The 18,227-nt window shown below is 61.8% G+C and carries 20 protein-coding genes and 1 pseudogene; 7 read left to right on the top strand and 14 right to left on the bottom strand.

Annotation, left to right across the window (positions count from 1 at the left end):
* Positions 1 to 3: 3 nt before the first annotated feature.
* On the top strand, positions 4 to 3,225 hold the full coding sequence (locus tag AB8A50_RS07800; RefSeq protein ID WP_439077333.1) for an efflux RND transporter permease subunit: 3,222 nt from the start codon (positions 4 to 6) through the stop codon (positions 3,223 to 3,225).
* Complete coding sequence (locus tag AB8A50_RS07795; RefSeq protein WP_439077332.1) at positions 3,225 to 3,593, top strand: hypothetical protein; 369 nt, start codon at positions 3,225 to 3,227, stop codon at positions 3,591 to 3,593. The genes AB8A50_RS07800 and AB8A50_RS07795 overlap by 1 nt, the downstream gene beginning before the upstream one ends.
* 64 nt (positions 3,594 to 3,657) lie before the next feature.
* Here AB8A50_RS07795 and AB8A50_RS07790 read toward each other — a convergent pair whose 3' ends face one another.
* The 3 genes from AB8A50_RS07790 to AB8A50_RS07780 all read right to left on the bottom strand — a co-directional run bounded on the left by AB8A50_RS07790 (position 3,658) and on the right by AB8A50_RS07780 (position 5,419).
* Positions 3,658 to 4,455, bottom strand: coding sequence for a lytic transglycosylase domain-containing protein (locus tag AB8A50_RS07790; RefSeq protein WP_439077331.1), 798 nt, complete (start codon positions 4,453 to 4,455; stop codon positions 3,658 to 3,660).
* 16 nt (positions 4,456 to 4,471) lie between these two features.
* Entirely contained in the window at positions 4,472 to 4,648 is a 177-nt protein-coding gene (locus AB8A50_RS07785) for a hypothetical protein (RefSeq protein WP_158005736.1), read from the bottom strand.
* 210 nt (positions 4,649 to 4,858) lie between these two features.
* A complete protein-coding gene (locus AB8A50_RS07780; RefSeq protein WP_439077330.1) occupies positions 4,859 to 5,419 on the bottom strand; it encodes a hypothetical protein in 561 nt (186 codons plus the stop codon).
* Between the two features lie 255 nt (positions 5,420 to 5,674).
* Here AB8A50_RS07780 and AB8A50_RS07775 point away from each other — a divergent pair, with 255 nt between their 5' ends.
* Complete coding sequence (locus AB8A50_RS07775) at positions 5,675 to 7,018, top strand: alpha-hydroxy acid oxidase (protein WP_439077329.1); 1,344 nt, start codon at positions 5,675 to 5,677, stop codon at positions 7,016 to 7,018.
* A gap of 231 nt (positions 7,019 to 7,249) precedes the next feature.
* On the opposite strand, the gene AB8A50_RS07770 is transcribed toward AB8A50_RS07775, so the two are convergent.
* Both AB8A50_RS07770 and AB8A50_RS07765 read right to left on the bottom strand, forming a co-directional pair.
* The gene (locus tag AB8A50_RS07770; protein WP_374725669.1) at positions 7,250 to 7,525 is read right to left on the bottom strand and encodes a c-type cytochrome; all 276 of its coding nucleotides are present in this window, start codon (positions 7,523 to 7,525) and stop codon (positions 7,250 to 7,252) included.
* A gap of 473 nt (positions 7,526 to 7,998) precedes the next feature.
* Entirely contained in the window at positions 7,999 to 8,136 is a 138-nt protein-coding gene (locus AB8A50_RS07765; RefSeq protein WP_439077328.1) for a hypothetical protein, read from the bottom strand.
* 176 nt (positions 8,137 to 8,312) lie between these two features.
* On the opposite strand from AB8A50_RS07765, the gene AB8A50_RS07760 reads away from it, so the two are divergent.
* Complete coding sequence (locus AB8A50_RS07760) at positions 8,313 to 8,597, top strand: hypothetical protein (RefSeq protein ID WP_439077327.1); 285 nt, start codon at positions 8,313 to 8,315, stop codon at positions 8,595 to 8,597.
* A 26-nt stretch (positions 8,598 to 8,623) separates the two neighbouring features.
* Here AB8A50_RS07760 and AB8A50_RS07755 read toward each other — a convergent pair whose 3' ends face one another.
* The 8 genes and pseudogenes from AB8A50_RS07755 to AB8A50_RS07720 form a co-directional block, all read right to left on the bottom strand.
* The gene (locus AB8A50_RS07755) at positions 8,624 to 8,893 is read right to left on the bottom strand and encodes a hypothetical protein (RefSeq protein WP_439077326.1); all 270 of its coding nucleotides are present in this window, start codon (positions 8,891 to 8,893) and stop codon (positions 8,624 to 8,626) included.
* Between the two features lie 111 nt (positions 8,894 to 9,004).
* Positions 9,005 to 10,297, bottom strand: a complete 1,293-nt coding sequence (locus tag AB8A50_RS07750) for a type II toxin-antitoxin system HipA family toxin (RefSeq protein WP_439077325.1) — start codon at positions 10,295 to 10,297, stop codon at positions 9,005 to 9,007.
* Complete coding sequence (locus AB8A50_RS07745; RefSeq protein WP_439077324.1) at positions 10,263 to 10,598, bottom strand: helix-turn-helix domain-containing protein; 336 nt, start codon at positions 10,596 to 10,598, stop codon at positions 10,263 to 10,265. Before AB8A50_RS07745 ends, AB8A50_RS07750 begins: the two co-directional genes overlap by 35 nt.
* Before the next feature lie 328 nt (positions 10,599 to 10,926).
* Positions 10,927 to 11,340 carry a 3'-5' exonuclease gene (locus AB8A50_RS07740; RefSeq protein WP_439077323.1) on the bottom strand — a complete coding sequence of 138 codons (414 nt, stop codon included), beginning with the start codon at positions 11,338 to 11,340 and terminating at the stop codon, positions 10,927 to 10,929.
* 39 nt (positions 11,341 to 11,379) lie between these two features.
* Positions 11,380 to 12,428 (bottom strand): annotated as a pseudogene (locus AB8A50_RS07735) (IS110 family transposase).
* A 141-nt stretch (positions 12,429 to 12,569) separates the two neighbouring features.
* Positions 12,570 to 13,163 carry a malonic semialdehyde reductase gene (locus AB8A50_RS07730; RefSeq protein ID WP_439079935.1) on the bottom strand — a complete coding sequence of 198 codons (594 nt, stop codon included), beginning with the start codon at positions 13,161 to 13,163 and terminating at the stop codon, positions 12,570 to 12,572.
* A 44-nt stretch (positions 13,164 to 13,207) separates the two neighbouring features.
* A complete protein-coding gene (locus tag AB8A50_RS07725) occupies positions 13,208 to 14,080 on the bottom strand; it encodes an alpha/beta fold hydrolase (protein WP_439077322.1) in 873 nt (290 codons plus the stop codon).
* A gap of 388 nt (positions 14,081 to 14,468) precedes the next feature.
* Positions 14,469 to 14,870 (bottom strand): YybH family protein, encoded by a 402-nt coding sequence (locus AB8A50_RS07720; protein WP_439077321.1) that lies wholly within the window; start codon positions 14,868 to 14,870, stop codon positions 14,469 to 14,471.
* A gap of 120 nt (positions 14,871 to 14,990) precedes the next feature.
* On the opposite strand from AB8A50_RS07720, the gene AB8A50_RS07715 reads away from it, so the two are divergent.
* Together AB8A50_RS07715 and AB8A50_RS07710 are read left to right on the top strand one after the other, a co-directional pair.
* The gene (locus AB8A50_RS07715) at positions 14,991 to 15,386 is read left to right on the top strand and encodes a LysR family transcriptional regulator (protein WP_439077320.1); all 396 of its coding nucleotides are present in this window, start codon (positions 14,991 to 14,993) and stop codon (positions 15,384 to 15,386) included.
* Positions 15,387 to 15,415: 29 nt separating this feature from the next.
* Positions 15,416 to 15,928 carry a LysR substrate-binding domain-containing protein gene (locus AB8A50_RS07710; RefSeq protein ID WP_439077319.1) on the top strand — a complete coding sequence of 171 codons (513 nt, stop codon included), beginning with the start codon at positions 15,416 to 15,418 and terminating at the stop codon, positions 15,926 to 15,928.
* Positions 15,929 to 16,099: 171 nt separating this feature from the next.
* Here AB8A50_RS07710 and AB8A50_RS07705 read toward each other — a convergent pair whose 3' ends face one another.
* Positions 16,100 to 16,876, bottom strand: a complete 777-nt coding sequence (locus AB8A50_RS07705) for a DNA-binding transcriptional regulator (protein ID WP_439077318.1) — start codon at positions 16,874 to 16,876, stop codon at positions 16,100 to 16,102.
* 356 nt (positions 16,877 to 17,232) lie between these two features.
* Between AB8A50_RS07705 and AB8A50_RS07700 the strand changes: the two genes are divergently transcribed.
* Entirely contained in the window at positions 17,233 to 18,195 is a 963-nt protein-coding gene (locus tag AB8A50_RS07700) for a DUF6282 family protein (RefSeq protein ID WP_439077317.1), read from the top strand.
* Positions 18,196 to 18,227 lie beyond the last annotated feature (32 nt).

Genomic DNA, 18,227 nt, shown 5'->3' with positions numbered 1-18,227 from the left:
ACCATGATCGACAGGCTTCTCGCATTCTCCGTGCACCAGCGCTGGCTGGTCATGATCGCCGTGTTGATGATGGGCGCCTTCGGCGTCTGGAACTTCACGCGCCTGCCGATCGACGCCGTCCCTGACATCACGAATGTCCAGGTTCAGATCAATACCAACGCGCCGGGCTTCTCGCCGCTGGAGGTCGAGCAGCGCATCACGTTCCCGATCGAGACGGGGATGGCCGGCCTGCCGAACCTCGTGAACACGCGCTCGCTGTCGCGCTACGGCCTCAGCCAGGTCACCGTCGTGTTCAAGGACGGCACGGACATCTATTTCGCGCGTCAGCTCGTCAATGAACGCGTCCAGCGGGTGAAGGACTCGCTGCCGACGGGCATCGAGACGGCGATGGGACCAGTCTCCACCGGCCTCGGCGAGATCTACATGTACACGGTGGAGGCGAAGGAGGGCGCGAAGAACGCCGAAGGCAAGCCCTACACGCCGAGCGATCTGCGGACCGTGCAGGACTGGATCATCAAGCCTCAGCTTCGCAACGTGCAGGGGGTCAACGAGGTCAACACCATCGGCGGTTTCGAGAAGCAGTTCCACGTGCTTCCGGACCCGGCCAGGCTGATGGCCTATCGCCTCAGCTTCCGCGACGTCATGACGTCACTCGCCAACAACAACGCCAATGTCGGCGCCGGCTACATCGAGAAGAACGGCGAGCAGTATCTGGTGCGCACGCCCGGACAGGTCGCTGACGTCGAGGAGATCCGGCAGATCGTCATCGGCTCCCGCAACGGCGTTCCGGTCCGCATCCTCGATATCGCGGAGGTCAAGGAAGGCACCGACCTGCGCACCGGCGCGGCGACCGTCGACGGGAAGGAAGTCGTGCTCGGTACGGCGATGCTGCTGATCGGCGAAAACGGCCGGACCGTCGCGCAGCGTGTCGGGCAGAAGCTGGAGCAGATCCAGAAGTCGCTGCCGGAGGGCATCTCTCTGCGCGCGATCTACGACCGGACCCATCTGATCGATGCGACCATTGCGACCGTCGAGAAGAACCTGGTCGAGGGCGCGCTGCTCGTCATCGCGATCCTCTTCCTCATCCTCGGGAACTTCAAGGCGGCCTTCGCCACCGCGCTCGTCATTCCGCTGTCCATGCTGTTCACCATCACGGGCATGTTCGAGAACAAGGTCAGCGCCAACCTGATGAGCCTCGGCGCCATCGATTTCGGCATCATCATCGATGGCGCCGTCATCATCGTGGAGAACTGCCTGCGTCTGCTCGCCCATGAGCAGGCGAAGCGAGGGCGCCTGTTGACCCGCGAGGAACGCTTCGAGACGATCATCGAAGCGTCGCGCGAGGTCATCAAGCCCAGCCTGTTCGGCACGCTGATCATCGCTGTGGTCTATCTGCCGGTGCTCACGCTGACCGGCGTCGAAGGCAAGATGTTCACGCCGATGGCGCTGACCGTGCTGATGGCGTTGCTGGGCGCCAGCATCCTGTCGATGACCTTCGTTCCGGCCGCTGTCGCGCTGTTCGTGACCGGCAAGGTTTCCGAGAACGAAAACCGGTTCATGCGCGCCGCGCGCCGGACCTATATGCCGTTGCTCGATCTCGCGATTCGTCTGCGTGTCGTTGTGGCGGCCGCGGCTGTGGCGCTCGTTGTCATCAGCGGATACGCCGCGACGCGGATGGGCGGCGAGTTCATCCCGAGCCTCGACGAGGGCGACGTGGCGATCCAGGCGATGCGCATCCCCGGAACGAGCCTCACGCAATCGCTCGAGATGCAGATGGCGCTCGAGCGGCGGCTGGCCAGGATTCCGGAGGTGAAGGAATCCTTCGCCCGCACCGGTACCGCGGAGGTGGCGACGGACCCGATGCCGCCGTCGATCTCGGACGGCTATGTCATGCTCAAGCCGCGCGACCAGTGGCCGGACCCGAAGAAGTCGAAGCTCGATCTGATGAAGGAGATCGAGGCCGCATCCGAAGAGGTCGCAGGCAGTCTTTATGAACTCTCGCAGCCGATCCAGCTTCGCTTCAACGAACTGATCTCGGGTGTCCGCAGCGACGTCGGCGTCAAGATCTTCGGCGACGACCTCAATGTGCTCGCAGGGATCGCGGGGCAGGTGCAGTCTGCGCTACAGAACATCCAGGGCGCCGCGGACGTGAAGACCGAGCAGGTCGCAGGGCTTCCGGTGCTGACGGTCAAGCTGGACCGCAAGGCACTGGCGCGCTTCGGCATCAGCGTCTCGGACGTGCAGAACCTGGTCGAGATTGCTGTGGGCGGCAAGACCGCCGGTCTGGTGTTCGAGGGCGACCGCCGCTTCGACCTCGTCGTGCGCCTTCCGGACGAACTGCGGACGGATATCGAGGCGATCAAGGCGCTGCCGATCCCGCTGCCGCCGCTGGAGGGCCAGCCGAGCCAGAGCAAGGCGATGCCGGCGGCGTTCGGCACCTCGCCGCTGGCCCAGATGCGCTACGCGCCGCTGTCGGAACTGGCGGAGATCTCGGTCGCGCCGGGCCCGAACCAGATCAGCCGCGAGGACGGCAAGCGCCGTATCGTCGTCTCCGCCAATGTGCGCGGACGCGATCTCGGCTCCTTCGTCGGCGAGGCGCAGCAGCAGATCGCGCAGAAGGTCAAGCTGCCCGCAGGCTACTGGATCGGCTGGGGCGGCCAGTTCGAGCAGCTCGTCTCGGCGACGCAGCGTCTGACCATCGTGGTTCCGATCGCGCTGTTGCTGATCTTCCTGCTGCTGTTCATCAGCCTAGGGTCCGTGGCAGACGCGCTGCTGGTGTTCAGCGGCGTGCCGCTGGCGCTCACGGGCGGCATCTTCGCGCTGCTGTTGCGTGACATTCCGCTGTCGATCAGCGCGGGCATCGGCTTTGTCGCGCTTTCGGGCGTGGCGGTGCTCAACGGTCTCGTCATCATCACCTTCATCGCGCGGCTCCGCCGCGACGGCAAGGAGGTGGTGGAGGCCGTGCGCGAAGGCGCGCTGACGCGCCTCCGGCCTGTGCTGATGACGGCGCTGGTGGCATCGCTCGGCTTCGTGCCGATGGCCATCGCGACGGGGGCGGGCGCCGAGGTGCAGCGCCCGCTCGCGACGGTCGTCATCGGCGGCATCGTCTCGTCGACCATCCTCACGCTGCTCGTTCTTCCCGCGCTCTACATCCTGTTCCGCCGGGAATCGTCACCTGCCCATGTGGAGGCGATGCCTGTCCACGCCACTCACGGAGACCATTGATGAAGACAATCCTGCTCGTCCTATCCGCGCTGCTGCTGGCGGCTCCGGCGATGGCGCAGCACGCTCATCAGAAGGGGCCGAATGGCGGGCCCATGGAGGATGTCGCCGGCGTGCATGTCGAGATGATCGCTGCGGGGAAGGTGCTGACCTTCAACATCCTCGACGAGGCCAACAGACCGCTCCCGGCCAGCGGCTTTTCCGGCGCGGTGTTGCTGATAGCCGGAAGCGACCGCGAGACGCTGCCGCTCGTCACCTCCGGGACTGCATTGAAGGCCGAAGCGAAAAGCGACATCGCCAAGGGCGCTTCGGTGAGCGTCACGCTGAAGACCGCCGACGGCAAGTCTGGCCAGGCCAGGTTCAAGCACTGAGGGATCAATCCCGGATGACGCAAGAGCTTCATCCCGGCGGCGCTTGCTCGACCCAAACTACGCGCTATTTGTCGCTATCGGATGCCATCAGCAGGAACTTGAGCTTCAGCGCGTTGACCCTGGAGACGTAACCCGCAACGGAATGGTCGCCGCATCGCTCATTGGCCGTCATCTGGAAGCGACGGCGCGCATAAGCGGTGGCGGGTCCTCCACCGCACAGATGGATGAAGGCGGCGAGATCCTGCACCTGTTGCGGGGTCGGCGCCACGCCGCCGGCGCGCGCGAGGACCGCGGCGACATTGCGGTCCAGATAGATCGATGCGAGCTCGGTGGCATGGCTCGGGATGGCGCGAATATAGGGGCCGAAGCCGCAGCCCGTATCCTGAACCGCGTTCGCGCGGATGCAGAAGCGCGAAACTTCGGCATAGGCCGGATCGGTCATTTGAAAGAGACCGACGGCGCTGGATGCGGGTCGATAGATCGCGAACGGATTGAAGCTGAACCGCCAGCGCCAATAGGTGCGATCCAGGGGATTGCCGGAACTCTCGACCTGCGCCAGCGCAGCGAGCAATTCGGGCGTGATCGACCGCGTCGAAAAGGCGCGAAACAGCGGCCCGTAATGCCGCCACGTCTCGGCCGGCTCCTTGTCCAGCTTGTGGCCGACAAAGAAGAACAACTCGGTCGGCTTGTGGATCACGTGATAGATGAGGTTGGACAGCACGAGGGTGACAAGCACGATTGCGACGGCGCCAATGATTTGAATGGTGCGCGGCAGTTTCGCGAGCTTCCGTTGCGCCGAGCGCAGGCTGCGCCGCCAGCGGTGACAGCGTTTGGCGCTGAAGATGAACGGGACCTTCGTCATGGCTGATGGCAGCGCGTTAATCCGCCTGCGGCTGGCTGATGCCGAGCTTCTTGACGCGGGTGCGGACTGATAGCGGTGACCGCTTCAACCGGATCGCGATCTCGTTGACGCTGCGACCGACCGACAATTGCCGCCGCAATTCTTCGTCCTGCTGCGAGGTCCAGACAGCGTCGGATTTCTGGCTTAGTTTCATGAGAACTTATAATAGTCTGTAGCCCGGATGAAGCCAACGGGTCGCGCGTCGCGCGCCCGATGATAAACTCTGCGTAATCCGGGCTACGCTTGCTTTCGCGATACGCAGTCGCCCCGCTTCACAGCGCCGGACGGCGAGCGGCCGGGTTTCGTGATGCGCGGGTCGCGATGGTTTCGCCGGCAGCAGACGTCTCGACGTTGGTGCATCCGATTACTGGTTCTGGATGGAGACGCTCATTCCGCTCAGGTCGAAATCGAACTGGAGGCCCAGTTGCTCGCCTTCCAGCGTCAGGACGACGCCCTTGGCGTTGCGCATCTGGATGGCGCGCCTGCCTGCGCCGACCGCCACACCTGCACCGAGCGCCGTATAAATGCCTTCGATGTCCGAAGCCTGATGCATATTTTGCGCCGCGCCGACCAGATCGGTCGAGGAGCCCCCAAACGTCAGGCCCGCGCTCACGCCGCCGATGCGAAACGGATACATCTCCCCACGGAAACTGAGGATTCCGCTCCCAGCCTGCGCTCCGATGAACCATCCGGCCTTGAAGAACTTGAAGCGGACTTTGCCGGTGTCCGCGTGAGCGGGCAGCGACAGTGCGGCGGACAGCAGAGTTGCGACGGTGAGACGCGTGAGGCAGCGAGCAATTTGAAAGCGCATATTGATATTCCGGTCATCGGGCTGCCGCGTGACGGCCCCGCGGCAACTAGATAGAGCATCGCAGGACTCGTCAATGACGCAGGTCGACGCGCGGTCGCCTCCCAGCGGGCGCAACGTCCGACGTCAACGCGTGGCGCGCAAGTGCGACCTGTCCGCCGTAGCTCGCAGAGCGAAGGCGGAAGCGTATTGCGCCGATATGACGATGGCGGATTACGCTGCGCTCATCCGGCCACCGCTTGCTGATGGACATGCAACCAAAATTGTCATTATATCGCCGGAATGTCATCGCCTACCTGATGACACTGACGTGATGACGATACAGACCACTCCGCCCACCCTGCGGCACTCATTCGCATTCGAAAGAACACGATGACAGGTCTCTCGCGCAGGACGACGCTGGTGAAGGCGACAAGTGCAGCCGGGGCGTCGGACATTTCAGAGCGCACCATGATCGCGCGCCGCCAACTCCTGCGTTTTTTCGCCGCCAGTCCTCTTCTCACGGCGACCTCTCTCGGTACGATCACCACCCTGTTGACGGCTAACTCGGATGCGCTCGCGCAGAGCTACGACGTGCTGCGCGGCTCGCGAAGAGCGTTCGGCCCGGACGGCATCATCACCGCTCCGGCCGATGCGCTGGATGTGTTTGAGTTCGAGCCGGCGGCGAAGAAGGCCGTGCTCAGCCAGGATGCGCCGGCCCACTGGGGCTACCTCCAGAGCGGCGTCGACGGCGACGTGACGCGCGACGCCAATCACACGGCCTTCGCGAAGTACAACATTCGCGTCCAGCGTCTCATCGATGCCCGAAAGATCGACACCAGCGTGAAGATCTTCGGCGAAACCTGGACCAGCCCCATCTTCATGTGCCCGGTCAGCAGCCTCGGCGCCTACGATCCCGAGGCGGGGGTCACCGTGGCGCGCGCCGCTGCCAAGCGCAACCATCAGATGATTCTCTCGACGGTCGATAATGCGAGCATCGTCGACGTCAACAAGGCGCACGGCCGGCCCGCCTGGTTCATGTTGTATCCGACCGATGACTGGAATGTGACGCGGGCGCTGGTGCAGCGCGCCGAGAGTGCGGGCTCTCCGGCGATCGTTCTCACGGTCGACCGCCAGGGCGGCCGCAACACCGAAACCCTGTTCCGCGAGCGGCGCCAGGACCTGCGCGAGTGCTCGGGCTGTCACACACCGGGCTTCACCAACGAGGTCAGCCGCAAGGCCAACTTCGCGGACATCGACGTTTCCAAGGTCACCAACCTCTACGGCACCGGGATGACGTGGGAATTCGTCGATCGCCTGCGCGGGATCGTCAAGGGCAAGCTCGTGCTGAAGGGCATCATGACGGGTGAGGACGCCAAGGAGGCGTTGCGCCATGGCGTGGACGGCCTGATCGTCTCCAACCACGGCGGGCGCGCGGAAGAGAGCGGGCAGTCGACGATCGGTGTGCTGGCGGAGGTCGTGGATTCGGTGGGCGGCCGCATCCCGGTGCTCATCGACGGGGGCGTACGCCGCGGCACCGATGTCCTGAAGGCGCTCGCCTTGGGCGCCACGGCCGTCGGCATTGGCCGGCCTTACGTGTGGGGCCTGGCGTCGTTCGGCGAGGCCGGCGTGGACCGGGTGCTGCAGATCCTGGACGATGAGTTCATCACGATCATGCGGCAGGTGGGTGCGCTGGACATCAACCACATCACGCGGCGCTGCGTCACCAGCGCCTAGCCGTGCCCGACCTCCGATGAATGAACAGCGCCTCATGCCTCGACAATGGCCGTCGGCGGTTTGACCGGGCACGACAAGGCTCCAAGGGACTAGGGAAAACGCAGCGAGTAGGGCGCAACAGCGAAGCGTATCGCGCCAAGAAACAGTTGCGGCGGATTACGCTGCGCTAATCCGCCCTGCGCTTGCGCAGTTCATCACGCTCAGCGCGGTGCTCGCCACGACGATGTCCGGCTATTCGAGCGTCTTCAGATACGACAGCACATCGTGAATCTGATCCAGGTCGAGTTGGAACTCCGGCATGGTCGGATGGCCCGTGGAAATGCCTTCCGCCAGGGCTTCGCCGAGGGATTCGATTGGGTAGCGTAGATGCAGCGTTCGGAAGGGCGGCGCAATTTTCAGCGGGCTTGGGGTCACCTTGTCGATGGAATGGCACTGCGCACAATTGTTCAAGACAAAGGTCTTGCCCCGCTGTTCTGCAGGCGAAGCGGCTACCGCTTGCGTCAGCATGATCAGCGTCAACGCCAGAGGCCTGAATATCTGTCCGATCATTGCAGCCTCGATTTCGGGAGAACACGGATCATAGATCAATTGCACCATGAAGCTTTGAGTCGCGATCTGGCTTGATCTGGATCAATGGACCGATCCAATAAGGTTTTTTGAGCGGCGATGAACGCTCTATTTGCCGCAGGTTAAGATCGGTCGGAGCGGGGAGGCACCATTTCTCATACCCACGACGTTGCCGGCCGTTCGGTTGTACCGGTCATTGCCGCTGCATGCGATCCGCATTACGTGCCGATACGCTCGTTTCAGCGAGTAGGACGCTGGTGCGACGCGTACTGCACCAATTGTGGAGAACGAGAGCGGCAAATGACGCTTCCGCCTTCGCTCTGCGAGCTACGGCGGACAGGTCGCCAATCCGCGCTACGCTTGCTGGTTGGATGTCGCAGTGAAGGGAAACGCATTGACGTTGGTGTATCCGATTACTGGTTCTGGATGGAGACGCTCATTCCGCTCAGGTCAAAATCGAACTGGAGGCCCAGTTGCTCGCCTTCCAGCGTCAGGACGACACCCTTGGCGTTGCGCATCTGGATGGCGCGCCTGCCTGCACCGACCGCCACACCTGCACCGAGCGCCGTATACGAATGGGGCGCAAGTGCGACCTGTCCGCCGTAGCTCGCAGAGCGAAGGCGTCGTTATCGCCATCGCGGCCGGATGCTCAGTTTTGGTCGGTGGGGGGCTTGGCTGTGTATTGGGTGCGCCGCTTCCCGTCGTTTTCATACTGAGCGCGCTTTATGTGTGCACGATCTTCAGCGATGCCGGTGCACTGACCCCGGCTGCGATCGTCTGCGTGCCACCTGACGATCGCGGAGCCGTTCTGGCGCTGCAGGCAGCGGCATCGAATGGTGCCGCCTTCGTATCGGTCATTGTCTGCGGCGTAGTGCTCCACGCTGCCGGGGGCGTCGGGTCCGAAACCGCGTGGCGATATGCCATCATCGTGCTCATTACCGGCTCGGCCATCACGACATTCGCGATGCTGGCTCTCAACCGGCGAAAGCAAGAACGTCGTCTCAGCGTCTGAGGAAGTCTTCTCGAGTCGAGGGAGGTTCACCGATCCACGCACCGGCTTCTGGCGACCGCCCACTTGCTTTCTTTAGTCTCAGGATCTCGGAACCCGTTCTTATGCGGAATCCATTTGAAGGCCACTGTCGTCAGGCCACGCCTGACGCACTCCTCGTAGCTGATGGAGTCCACGTAGATCTTCGTCTTTGCGCCGAATTCGCCCGAGAGCGGGTCGGGGATGGCGAAGACGCCGGTTCCAAGAGTCACTCCGCTCTCGAAAACAGTCTGCTCCGTCAGGTTTTGAATTCCGGCCATCTTGCAGATCCCCTTTGCCCACGTGGTACTTGCCGATACCACAATCACCGCGAGCGCATTGGAGGATTTCGCCGACGGCCGAAGACGGGTTAGGGCTCGCGCAGGCTGGGATTACGGCTGCATCGGTTTGGCGTAGGGCACGTCGAACCGCGCCATGGACTGCTCCACGTGCTCGTCGATCTTGGCGAACACGTCGTCCGGAATGAGCTCCGCTGCGGGTGAACGTTTCCATTCATCCCAAGTGCGGGTCGACGTCTCCTCGACAGCGGTCCAGACGGCTTCCGCGGGCAGCCTCGCTTTGTCTGCGAAACGCTTGGACCTTTCCCGGTCGACCGGGAAGAAGTCCTTCGAGCCGCCGAAATTCAGCGCGAGCTTGTCGCTCGGGATGTACGGGATCGTCGACAGGTAATCGTAGGCTGGCGCGAGTTTCGGGGTCTTGCCGTCGGGATAGACGAGGGACCAGTTCTTGAGGTGCATGTCGCCGTTGCCGACGATGGCGTTGAAGATCTGCCTGCGAACGAACTCCAGGCCGGCGTCGAAGCCCATCTGATCCGTGATCACGGCCGCGATGTTGGAGAAGTTGCGGTTCTTGTACTTCTGCTCCGGATACTGGTTGAATATCTGGGCGAAGTCCTCCTGATGGACGCGGGCGCCGTCGGACGGGCGGTCGTAGCGTCTCACGGCCAATGCCTTCCCCTTCAGCTGTCCGACGCCATCCGGAAGGCCCTGGATCTCCGACGGATCCAGTAGCCTGCGGTCCGGCGTCTCGATGCCCAGCGCGGCGGCGATGCCGAGCATGACGAATTCGTTTTCGGAGACGCCTTCGTGGGTCGTGGACGGCAGCTTCAGTATCCAGTCGCCGCCCAGGCCGTTCACAGGGACGGTCATGCCGCCCGTCGCCGAAGCCAAAGCCGAGAACTTCAGCTGCACGCCGGCCAAGGAGAACTTGAGCGGGGAGGTCTCGGCACGACGCACGTCCGCATCCTTGCCCTCATCCTGCTGGGACATTTCCAACGCGCGGACCTTGATAGCGCCGGGGAGGTCCTTTCCCAGGGCCCACAGGAGCAGGAATTCCCGCTGAGGATGGATGTCCGCGGCCTCGGCCACGTAGTCGCGCAGCTTGCCTTCGGGGAGCAGGTTGGAGAAGTAGGGCGGCAGCCTCGCGTTCGTCGTAGGGACGTCGTCCACAAGACCTCCCGTGTCGGCAAGGAAGCCGAGGCTGAGGGTCGGCCGTTCGTCGTTGGCGCGGTATGCCGGATCGAACGCGAAGCTGTTCTTGTCGCCGGGCACGTTCGTGATCGTGCCCACGAGGGTGTCGTTCAGCGAAATCTCGAGGGTATGAGGTCTCTCGGGCATGGACGATGTCCTCTCAGGGGCGCGGCGCGGGTTCGTCTTCTTCGTCATCGTCCATCTCGGTCGATCCGTAGAGCGGCTGCGACGGGCGTGCCGTGTTCGGCTCCGGCTTCACCATCTCCTTCTTCAGGAACTGGACCGCCGGTACGACCTCTCTGGGCAGCAGAAGAAGTTCAAGGCCCAGAGCCCTCGTCCAGGCGATGAGCGTGGAGGCGCGCACGTCGACAGTTCCCGCCTCCATCGCTGAGACGTGGGTCTGCGGGATCCTCAGGCGATTGCCTAGGGCTTCCTGGGTCAGACCTTGCTTGCGCCGGGCGTCTCGAAGCGTCTGCGCCAAGGGAAAATCGGACATTTATATGCTTCTACATATATGAGATGATGCTCTATATGCCATGGCATGTGAGGAGTGTCAAGCTGATCATATGTCAAAGCATATAAAACAAGGTATACATACGCCAAGGCATATATTCCGATGCAGATCCGAATACCGCGCAACATGCGCGCCCGCTGCGCGCATGGCGCGCACAGGTCCCTCGCGGAGCGCGATAACTTCACGGCAGCAACAACGGCGCGCGCGCAGTGCGCCGCTGCGCGTACTTAACGGTTGGTCACAAGGCTATGTGAACTTCACCAGATTGAGGACAGGCAGCGGACCGCCGGGAAACTGCGTGAGCCTTCGCCTATCCAGCATTCACCCGCTGGATCAATTCCGAGATCCAAGGCGATTGGTGGTGCTCCTGGTAGATGAGACAGAGCTCCTTCCGCGGACGCGTGACGCCCACGTAGAACGACCGATGCGCGTCTCTGAGCTTCGCGGGGCTCTCCAGGTCCCGCTTGTTGGGAAGATCGCAGGCGTTCACGCCGTACAGGATCACAGCGTCGAACTCGCGGCCTTTGGCGCTGTGCATGGTGGTGATCCAAAGGTCGACGTGCTGCAGGAGTTCGGAGCAGTCGCTGGTGTAGGCCGACGATAGGAGGTCGGTTTCTGTGCCCGCTTTCATCGCGTGGCGAACGCATCCACAATGAGTGATGACGACCCGGCGATTAACCATTTGCGCCACCAGGCTCTGAGCACGTCGATCGATCCGTTCCATGCAGCTTCTCAATCGCGAACTGATTTGGAGGTCGAGAGCCTAGATGGTTTCGGCCTCAAGTCTGTGGGTGTCGAAGGCCTTTCCGCTATAGAGCACGCTCCAGGCAATGCGGGCGAGCTTGTTGGCCAGAGCGGCGGCGAGCTTGTTGCGATGCATCCTCGGCGCGGCATTGGTCAGCCACTCTCCGAAGCTGAACTTCGCCCAGTTTTGAGGTCGCATCAAAAGGACCTTGGCAGCCTGGATGAAGAGGGTTCGCAGGTATCGGCTGCCGCGCTTGGAGATGCCGCCCAGGATCGAGCGCCCTCCGGTGCTGTACTGTCGCGGCACCAGCCCAAGCCAGGCGCCAAAATGCCGGCCTCGGTTGAAAGCCTCGCCCGTGCCGATCGCTGCGACAACGGCCGTCGAGATTAATGGCCCAACGCCAGGCACACTCATGAGGCGGGTGCAGTTCTCCTCGTGCTCGCTGATCTCTTCGATCTCGCGCGTGGTCGTCTCTATGCGCTCGTCGAGCCGGAGCCAGTCCTCATGGAGCCCGATGATCAGATCGCTCATGCGTAGCGACATCTCGTCTTTGCGGTTCTTCAGAATCTCGAATAGTGAGGCGCGCAAGGCGCGCGAGCCGGTTCGTACGGCAATGCCCTGTTCGATGAGGAAGGCTCGGATCTGGTTGATTGTCGCTGTTCGGCGGGAGACCAGCCGAGAGCGAACCCGGTGGCAGGCCTGCAGATCAAGCTGATCTTGACTTTTCTCCCGGACGGTACGCAGGTTACTTAAAGCGGCTTCGGCAATTGCCTCAGCGTCGTTGTAGTCGTTCTTCGCCCCTTCACGAATGACTTCACATAGATCGCCGGAATGATCCGTGGCTCATGGCTGAGCTGTCGCAAAGCGCGACTGACGAAGTGGGCGCTGAGGCAAGCTTCCATGCCAACGATGCATGGCGGTAGCTTCTTGAACGTTTCCACAAGGGCTAGTCGCTTGATCTCGCGACGGAACGCGATCTTGCCGTCGGTGCCGAAGCCGACGAGGTGGAAGACTTCCTTGCCAATATCGATGCCGATCGAGGCGAGTGGCGCAATGGTCGTATCCATGGGCTGCTTCTCCGGTTGAAATGCAGCAGTCTAGGCCGACTGCCGCGCGGGAGAAGCAGCCGGTCCATCCCATTAGCGGACAACATGTGTTGTCGAAGCGCCTGTGGAAAAAAGAACCCGAGTATCTATTTCGAGGGACGCTTAAGCGAATCGTCCGGCATCCTCGAAAGAAAGACGCGGATCTCGCGGATGCAACGAGGCGGGATCGCCGACGCCTATGCTGCAGATGAAGTTTGATTCGATGCGGGTGCCAGAGAAGAACGCGGCGTCGACGGCAGCATTGTCGAAGCCCGACATCGGCCCGCAATCGAATCCCAACGCGCGAGCAGCCACGATCAGATAGGCGCCCTGCAGGGAACCGTTGCGCGCCGCCGACTCCCCGGCGATCGCCGGCGACGCGAAATGCTCCTGCATCTTATCGGCTGCGTGCGGCAGCAGTTTCGGAAACCGGTCGGGGAAGTCGAGGTCGTTGCCGATGATGACCGTCAACGGCGCCACCAGAACCTTCTCCTTGTTGCCTTCCGAAACCACCTCGGCGAGCCTGCTCTTGCCCGCCGGGCTACGAACCCAGACGAACCGCGCCGGGCAGGAGTTCGCCGAGGTAGGGCCCCATTTCATGAGGTCGTATAGTTCGCGCATCTTTTTCTCGTCGACGGGCTCGTCGGTCCACCCCTTGTAGGTGCGCGCCGACCGGAAAAGCTGATCGAGCGCGTGGGATGTCAGTCTGCGTTTCATGCGTGCTCCTCCTGCGTGCGTTCGGCGCGGCACGTCTTCTCGCCTCAGTGGGTTTCCCGCAGAAAATCGACCAGCGCATTGCTCACGATCTCGGAGGCCTCGAGCTGCGGCCAATGGCCAATGCCCTCAATGGGAAGGAAGCCCGTGAGGTTGGGCGCAAGCGCGCTCACATCTTCCTTCTTCAGCGCCCGCATCTTGATCATGCCATCCGACGTGCCGAAAACGAAGAACGCCGGCTGCTCGATCTTCTTGCCCGCAAACGCCTTCGCCTGGTCGAAATAGGGCTGCATGCCGCGATAGATGTTGAGCGGACCGTGAAAGCCGTCGCGCTGGAAGTTCGCGATCATGATCTCGGCGTCGCCCCGGTCGGCAAAGGGCGGGACACCGATCGGAGACGGCCGCTGCATGGTCTTGCTCGGATCCATCGGCGTCCAGCCTTCGGATGCCTCGGGCAGGCCCGACATCCAGTAGAGCGCGCCCGGATAGGTCGTGGCGGCGTCCGCCCATTGCTTGTCGGCCTCGAGCTTGATGTGCTGGAACATGTAGAACACGTCCTCCTTGCCGGCCTTCTTCAGCGCCTCAAGGATGAAGGGCCCGTCGGTTGGCAGGGCCGGCGGCACGGCGACACCGAAGACCGCGTCGAAGAGGTCCGGCCGCATCATCGCCGCGTTCCAGGCGACGCTCGCGCCAAAATCGTGACCGACCAGCGTGGCGCGCTCGATCTTAAGGTTGCCGAGGATGCCGACCAGGTCCCCGACATGGTAGAGGATCGTGTAGAGCGCGGGATCTTCTGGCTTAGAGGTGTCGCCATAGCCGCGCGTGTCGAGCGCGATGGCGCGGTAGCCTGCGGCCGCGACCGCCGCCATCTGCCGGCGCCAATCGCGCCAGCCGCCTGGGAAACCGTGCACGAACAGCACGGCCGGACCATGTCCCTGTTCGACGACGTTGATCGTCACGCCATTGGCTTCGACAAACGTTTGCTTGATTGAACTGTCTCGATCTTTGAACGACATGAGGTTGTTCTTTTTCTAGTAGATCTGGCCCGCGCATCGGTCGGCCCGGCGCGGATGTGAGATTGGGCAGGTGGCTTCCTGGACTGGAGCCGCTGTGAGGGATCGAATACGAAGCTGCCCGACCTTGGCGGCGATGGACTGGTGATGCGCTACCGGCCGGAAAATTCGTTCTCGGAGACCGGCCGGTGCTCCCGCCCTGCAGCTACAGCGACCATTCCGCGCCGTCCTTGGTATCAAGGGTGTCCTTGACGAGTTGGGCGGTATGGCGTCCGCCGCTGGCCGGCCGCGGCGTTTACGCAGGTAGCTTGTTGAACATGTACCGCGTGATCTTCCACGCGCCATTTCCGTTCTTGAGGACAAACAACTCGCGATTCTTTTCGTTGCTGACAGCGTTCGCCTGCCTCACCGTGACCTGTACGTCGGAGTGCGTCAGAACGAACGCATACTCGCCGCTCACGGTGATTTCGTCGAAATGTATTTTCGCGTCGATTATTAGCTCTCCCAGGCCATGAACGAAGAAGGCGTTGACCTGTTCTGCGGCCTGCACCGTCGGCGCGTCCGGGGCCATCACGATCCCGTCGTCCGTGAATAGAGACGCCAACACATCGGGCTGCGAGCGACCCATCGCCTCGATGTAGTTTTCGATGACCTGCTTGATGCGGTCCTGTTCCGCCCGGTTCTGTTCGTTTTGCATTATTTTAACTCCATCATAGCCATGAGCCGTTCAATGGCTTGCTGACCACAGATGGACCGCGCCCTACTGTTTGATTAGAGCGGATATTTCGATTATACTTTTCGCACAGACGGATAATCGATGGATTTGAACAGTGCATTCGTTTTTGTTCGGGTCGCGCAGCTCGGGAGCTTCACAAAGGCAGCCCGGGCGTTACGCATGCCTAACTCGTCCATCAGCGACAGGATCTCGGATCTCGAGAAGGCTCTCGGCGTGCGTCTGCTCGTTCGCACGACCAGGAAGCTTCACCTTACTGATGCGGGCTCGAAATTTCTGCGAAAAGCCGAACTCGCCGTAACCGCCCTGATGGAGGCGGGAGAAGAAGCATCGTCATCTCAAAGCCAGCCAACCGGCCTCCTGAGAATAACAGCTCCGGTCGAATTCGATCTGTCGTCCATTTCCGCTGCCGTGGCGGAATACCTTGGAAGATTCCCGAAGGTCAAAATGCAATTTCTTCTGACCGAGATGTCGACCTGATAGGCGAAGGTTTCGATATCGCTATCCGGGTGGGACAGGCAAAGCCATCAAGCCAGTCGGTTATCGGCCTCGGGACCACCAGCTTCATATTGGTCGCAAGCCCGGACTACATAAGCAGATCGCCAAAGATCAGTCGTCCGCAGGATTTGACCGAACACGACTGCCTGTCGGTCTCGACCGAGAAGGAAGGGACCAACACTGCCATCTGGGACTTGATCTCCGCGCGCGGCCAAAAGGCCAAAATAGAGATCCAGGCGCGCATCGCCTCCAACTCTCTCAGCGCAATCAGACATCTCGCGTCGGTCGCCGAAGGCGTTGCCCTCATTCCCGCAAGCGTCGTGTGCGATGATGTTTCAGCAGGCCGATTGATCCATGTACTCCCGGAATGGTCGACGGCCACGCAACCCGTCTACCTCGCGCACGCAGATCGGAAGAATTCATCCCGCAAAGTCGAGGCGATGCTCCCGCTTCTTGAGCCCCATCTTCGGAACAGCTTTGGATCGCCTATGAAGGCCGCCAAGCCGACGCGCAAACCGCGCTGATCGGTTCGGCATATCTAAGCCGAATTCAATGATGCCTGAATGACCGCTAATGGCGCAGAGCTGACGTCGAGATGCAAATTTGACCTATTTGATCTGACCCGTACTTGACCTGGCGTCGCCATCATCGGGTCCAGCGACCTTTGTGGAAATCGCGGTTGTTATTGATCGTATTCACTTGAGGACAGCAGCGCTTCGAGAGATGTTCTCTGCCAAGGTCTTAAGGCTGGGCAGGAAGGTTTTTAGCAACTCACGTCGATCGATTGCAGACATGAAATATGTCATGCCAACGGTCGCAAGCACCTTGTCGCCACTCATGATTGGGATGGCGATCGTCCCGGATGAGCGAGGGGCGACGGCACGATCCCGCTCGGCATAGCCTTGCTTCCGGATTGATCTCAGCATCGACAATGTCTGTGCGCGATCCCCGATGAGTTGATCTTCATCATCCGTCGATCGCGAAAGGAGATCGAGCAACATCAGACGCTCCCCGATGGGGCAGAATGCCAGATAGGCGCGACCCAGTGCGCGGCGCAGCAGGCTGAGATGCATGTTGATCGTTCCGTGGAACGGCGACACTGGACTGTCCGCAATGGTGCTGAAGCGCACGACCACGGACGTGTGGTCGAGAACGCCGATCGCCAACGGCCACTGATGCTGTGACGTAAAGGACAGCGCCCAGGGTCGCGCGGCTTCGACCACCAGTGGGTCGCCGTGAAAGCCGTTGCTCAGGGATTTGACGCGCGACGCCACCGTGTAGCCGCCCTGCCTGCGGTCATTGGCGGCATAGCCCATGGCGCACAGCGATTTCATCAGCCGAACGATGGTCGACTTTGGCAGGCCCGTCGCGAGATGAAGGATCTGGATCGACGCGACGCGATGCCGGTTCAATTCCTCCAGCAGGATGAGCGTGCGGGCTGCCGCTTCGACCTTCGGTGAACAGGGGGCCATACCAAGATTCCATTCTGCGGAACGCTGGCGAATAGATATGGCAAATGGCCCGGCTGGTTGCAATATCGGCCCAACAGAATGCGCCGGTGTCCTTCAGGCCACCGAAGCGCCGCCGTGTCGTGGGAGGAAGTGCCGTGTCTTGCGGAGAGGTCAGGGCGCCAATGGCGTCGTCGCGCCGCGCCAGTATCGCGTGGCTGTCAGTTCACCTGCGATGTCCGGAAAACGTCAGGCGTTGTCGCGATCTGTCGCGCACGCGATCCGGGCGTGTCGCGCGATGAGGCGCCGGCTGCAGCCCCCGCCATTCATCGGCAGATCGTCATTTTCTCAGAACCAGCATCCACTGAAGGGCAGCCATCATGGCCGAGAATTCCATTTCATATCCTGACACTGTCGCGCTCCCGCCCCTCTCGCGTCCGAAGGAGGTCGAAGAGCTGCTGGTCGATGCGATCGATCTGCACTGTCACAGCGGGCCTGCCGCGATGCCGCGGATACTTGATCACTATGAGGAGATGCAGGACGCTGCTGCTGCGGGTTTTCGCGCGGTGCTGTACAAGGATCACTTCTATCCCGGGATGGCGCATGCCATCATTCTGGAGAAACTGTTTCCGCAGTCCGGCGTTCGCCTGTATTCGGGCGTGGCGCTGAACAATGCGTCGGGCGGCATCAACCCGCACGCGGTCGATCATGCGATCAAGCTCGGCGGCAAGATCGTCTGGATGCCGACGCTTTCGGCGGCGAACCATATCAACGTTCAGGCCAACGGTCAGGCCAAGACATTCCCGAAGACATCCCAGAAGATGCTGGATCCGATCCCGCTCACGGCGCTGGACGCCAACGGCAAGCTCACGGATGACACGAAGAGGGTCATCGATCTGATCGCGGAGGCAAACATCATCCTGGCTGGCGGTCACCTCCACGTCTCGGAACAGCACGTCCTCTTCGAGGAGGCCAAACGCCGCGGCGTCAAGAAGATGATGGTCAATCATCCGACCTACGTAGTCGGCTTTGCCGATAACGATATCCGCCAGTTGGTCGCGCTCGGCGTGACGATGGAACATTCCATCTGCATGTTCATCGAAGGCAAGTCGAAGAAGTTCAGCGGAGACGATCTGGCCCACCTCATCGAGGTCGCCGGCGTGGAGAGCACCATTCTGTCGTCCGATCTGGGCCTGCTCGGTTCGCAGCGTCCGGTGGATGGTTTCCGTAGCATCACGCAGATGCTGCTCGATCTGCAGATGCCGCGCGCCACGATCAAGAAACTGATCAGCGAGAACGCGGCGGCATTTCTCGATCTGCCGGCGAAGCGCGCCGCTCAATAGAATCCTGACCGACAAGAACGACCGGGGAAGGT

Origin of the sequence: Tardiphaga sp. 841_E9_N1_2, assembly GCF_051811065.1 — a bacterium.
Classification (GTDB): Bacteria; Pseudomonadota; Alphaproteobacteria; order Rhizobiales; family Xanthobacteraceae; genus Tardiphaga; species Tardiphaga robiniae.
This window is presented reverse-complemented; position numbering and strand designations above follow the sequence as displayed.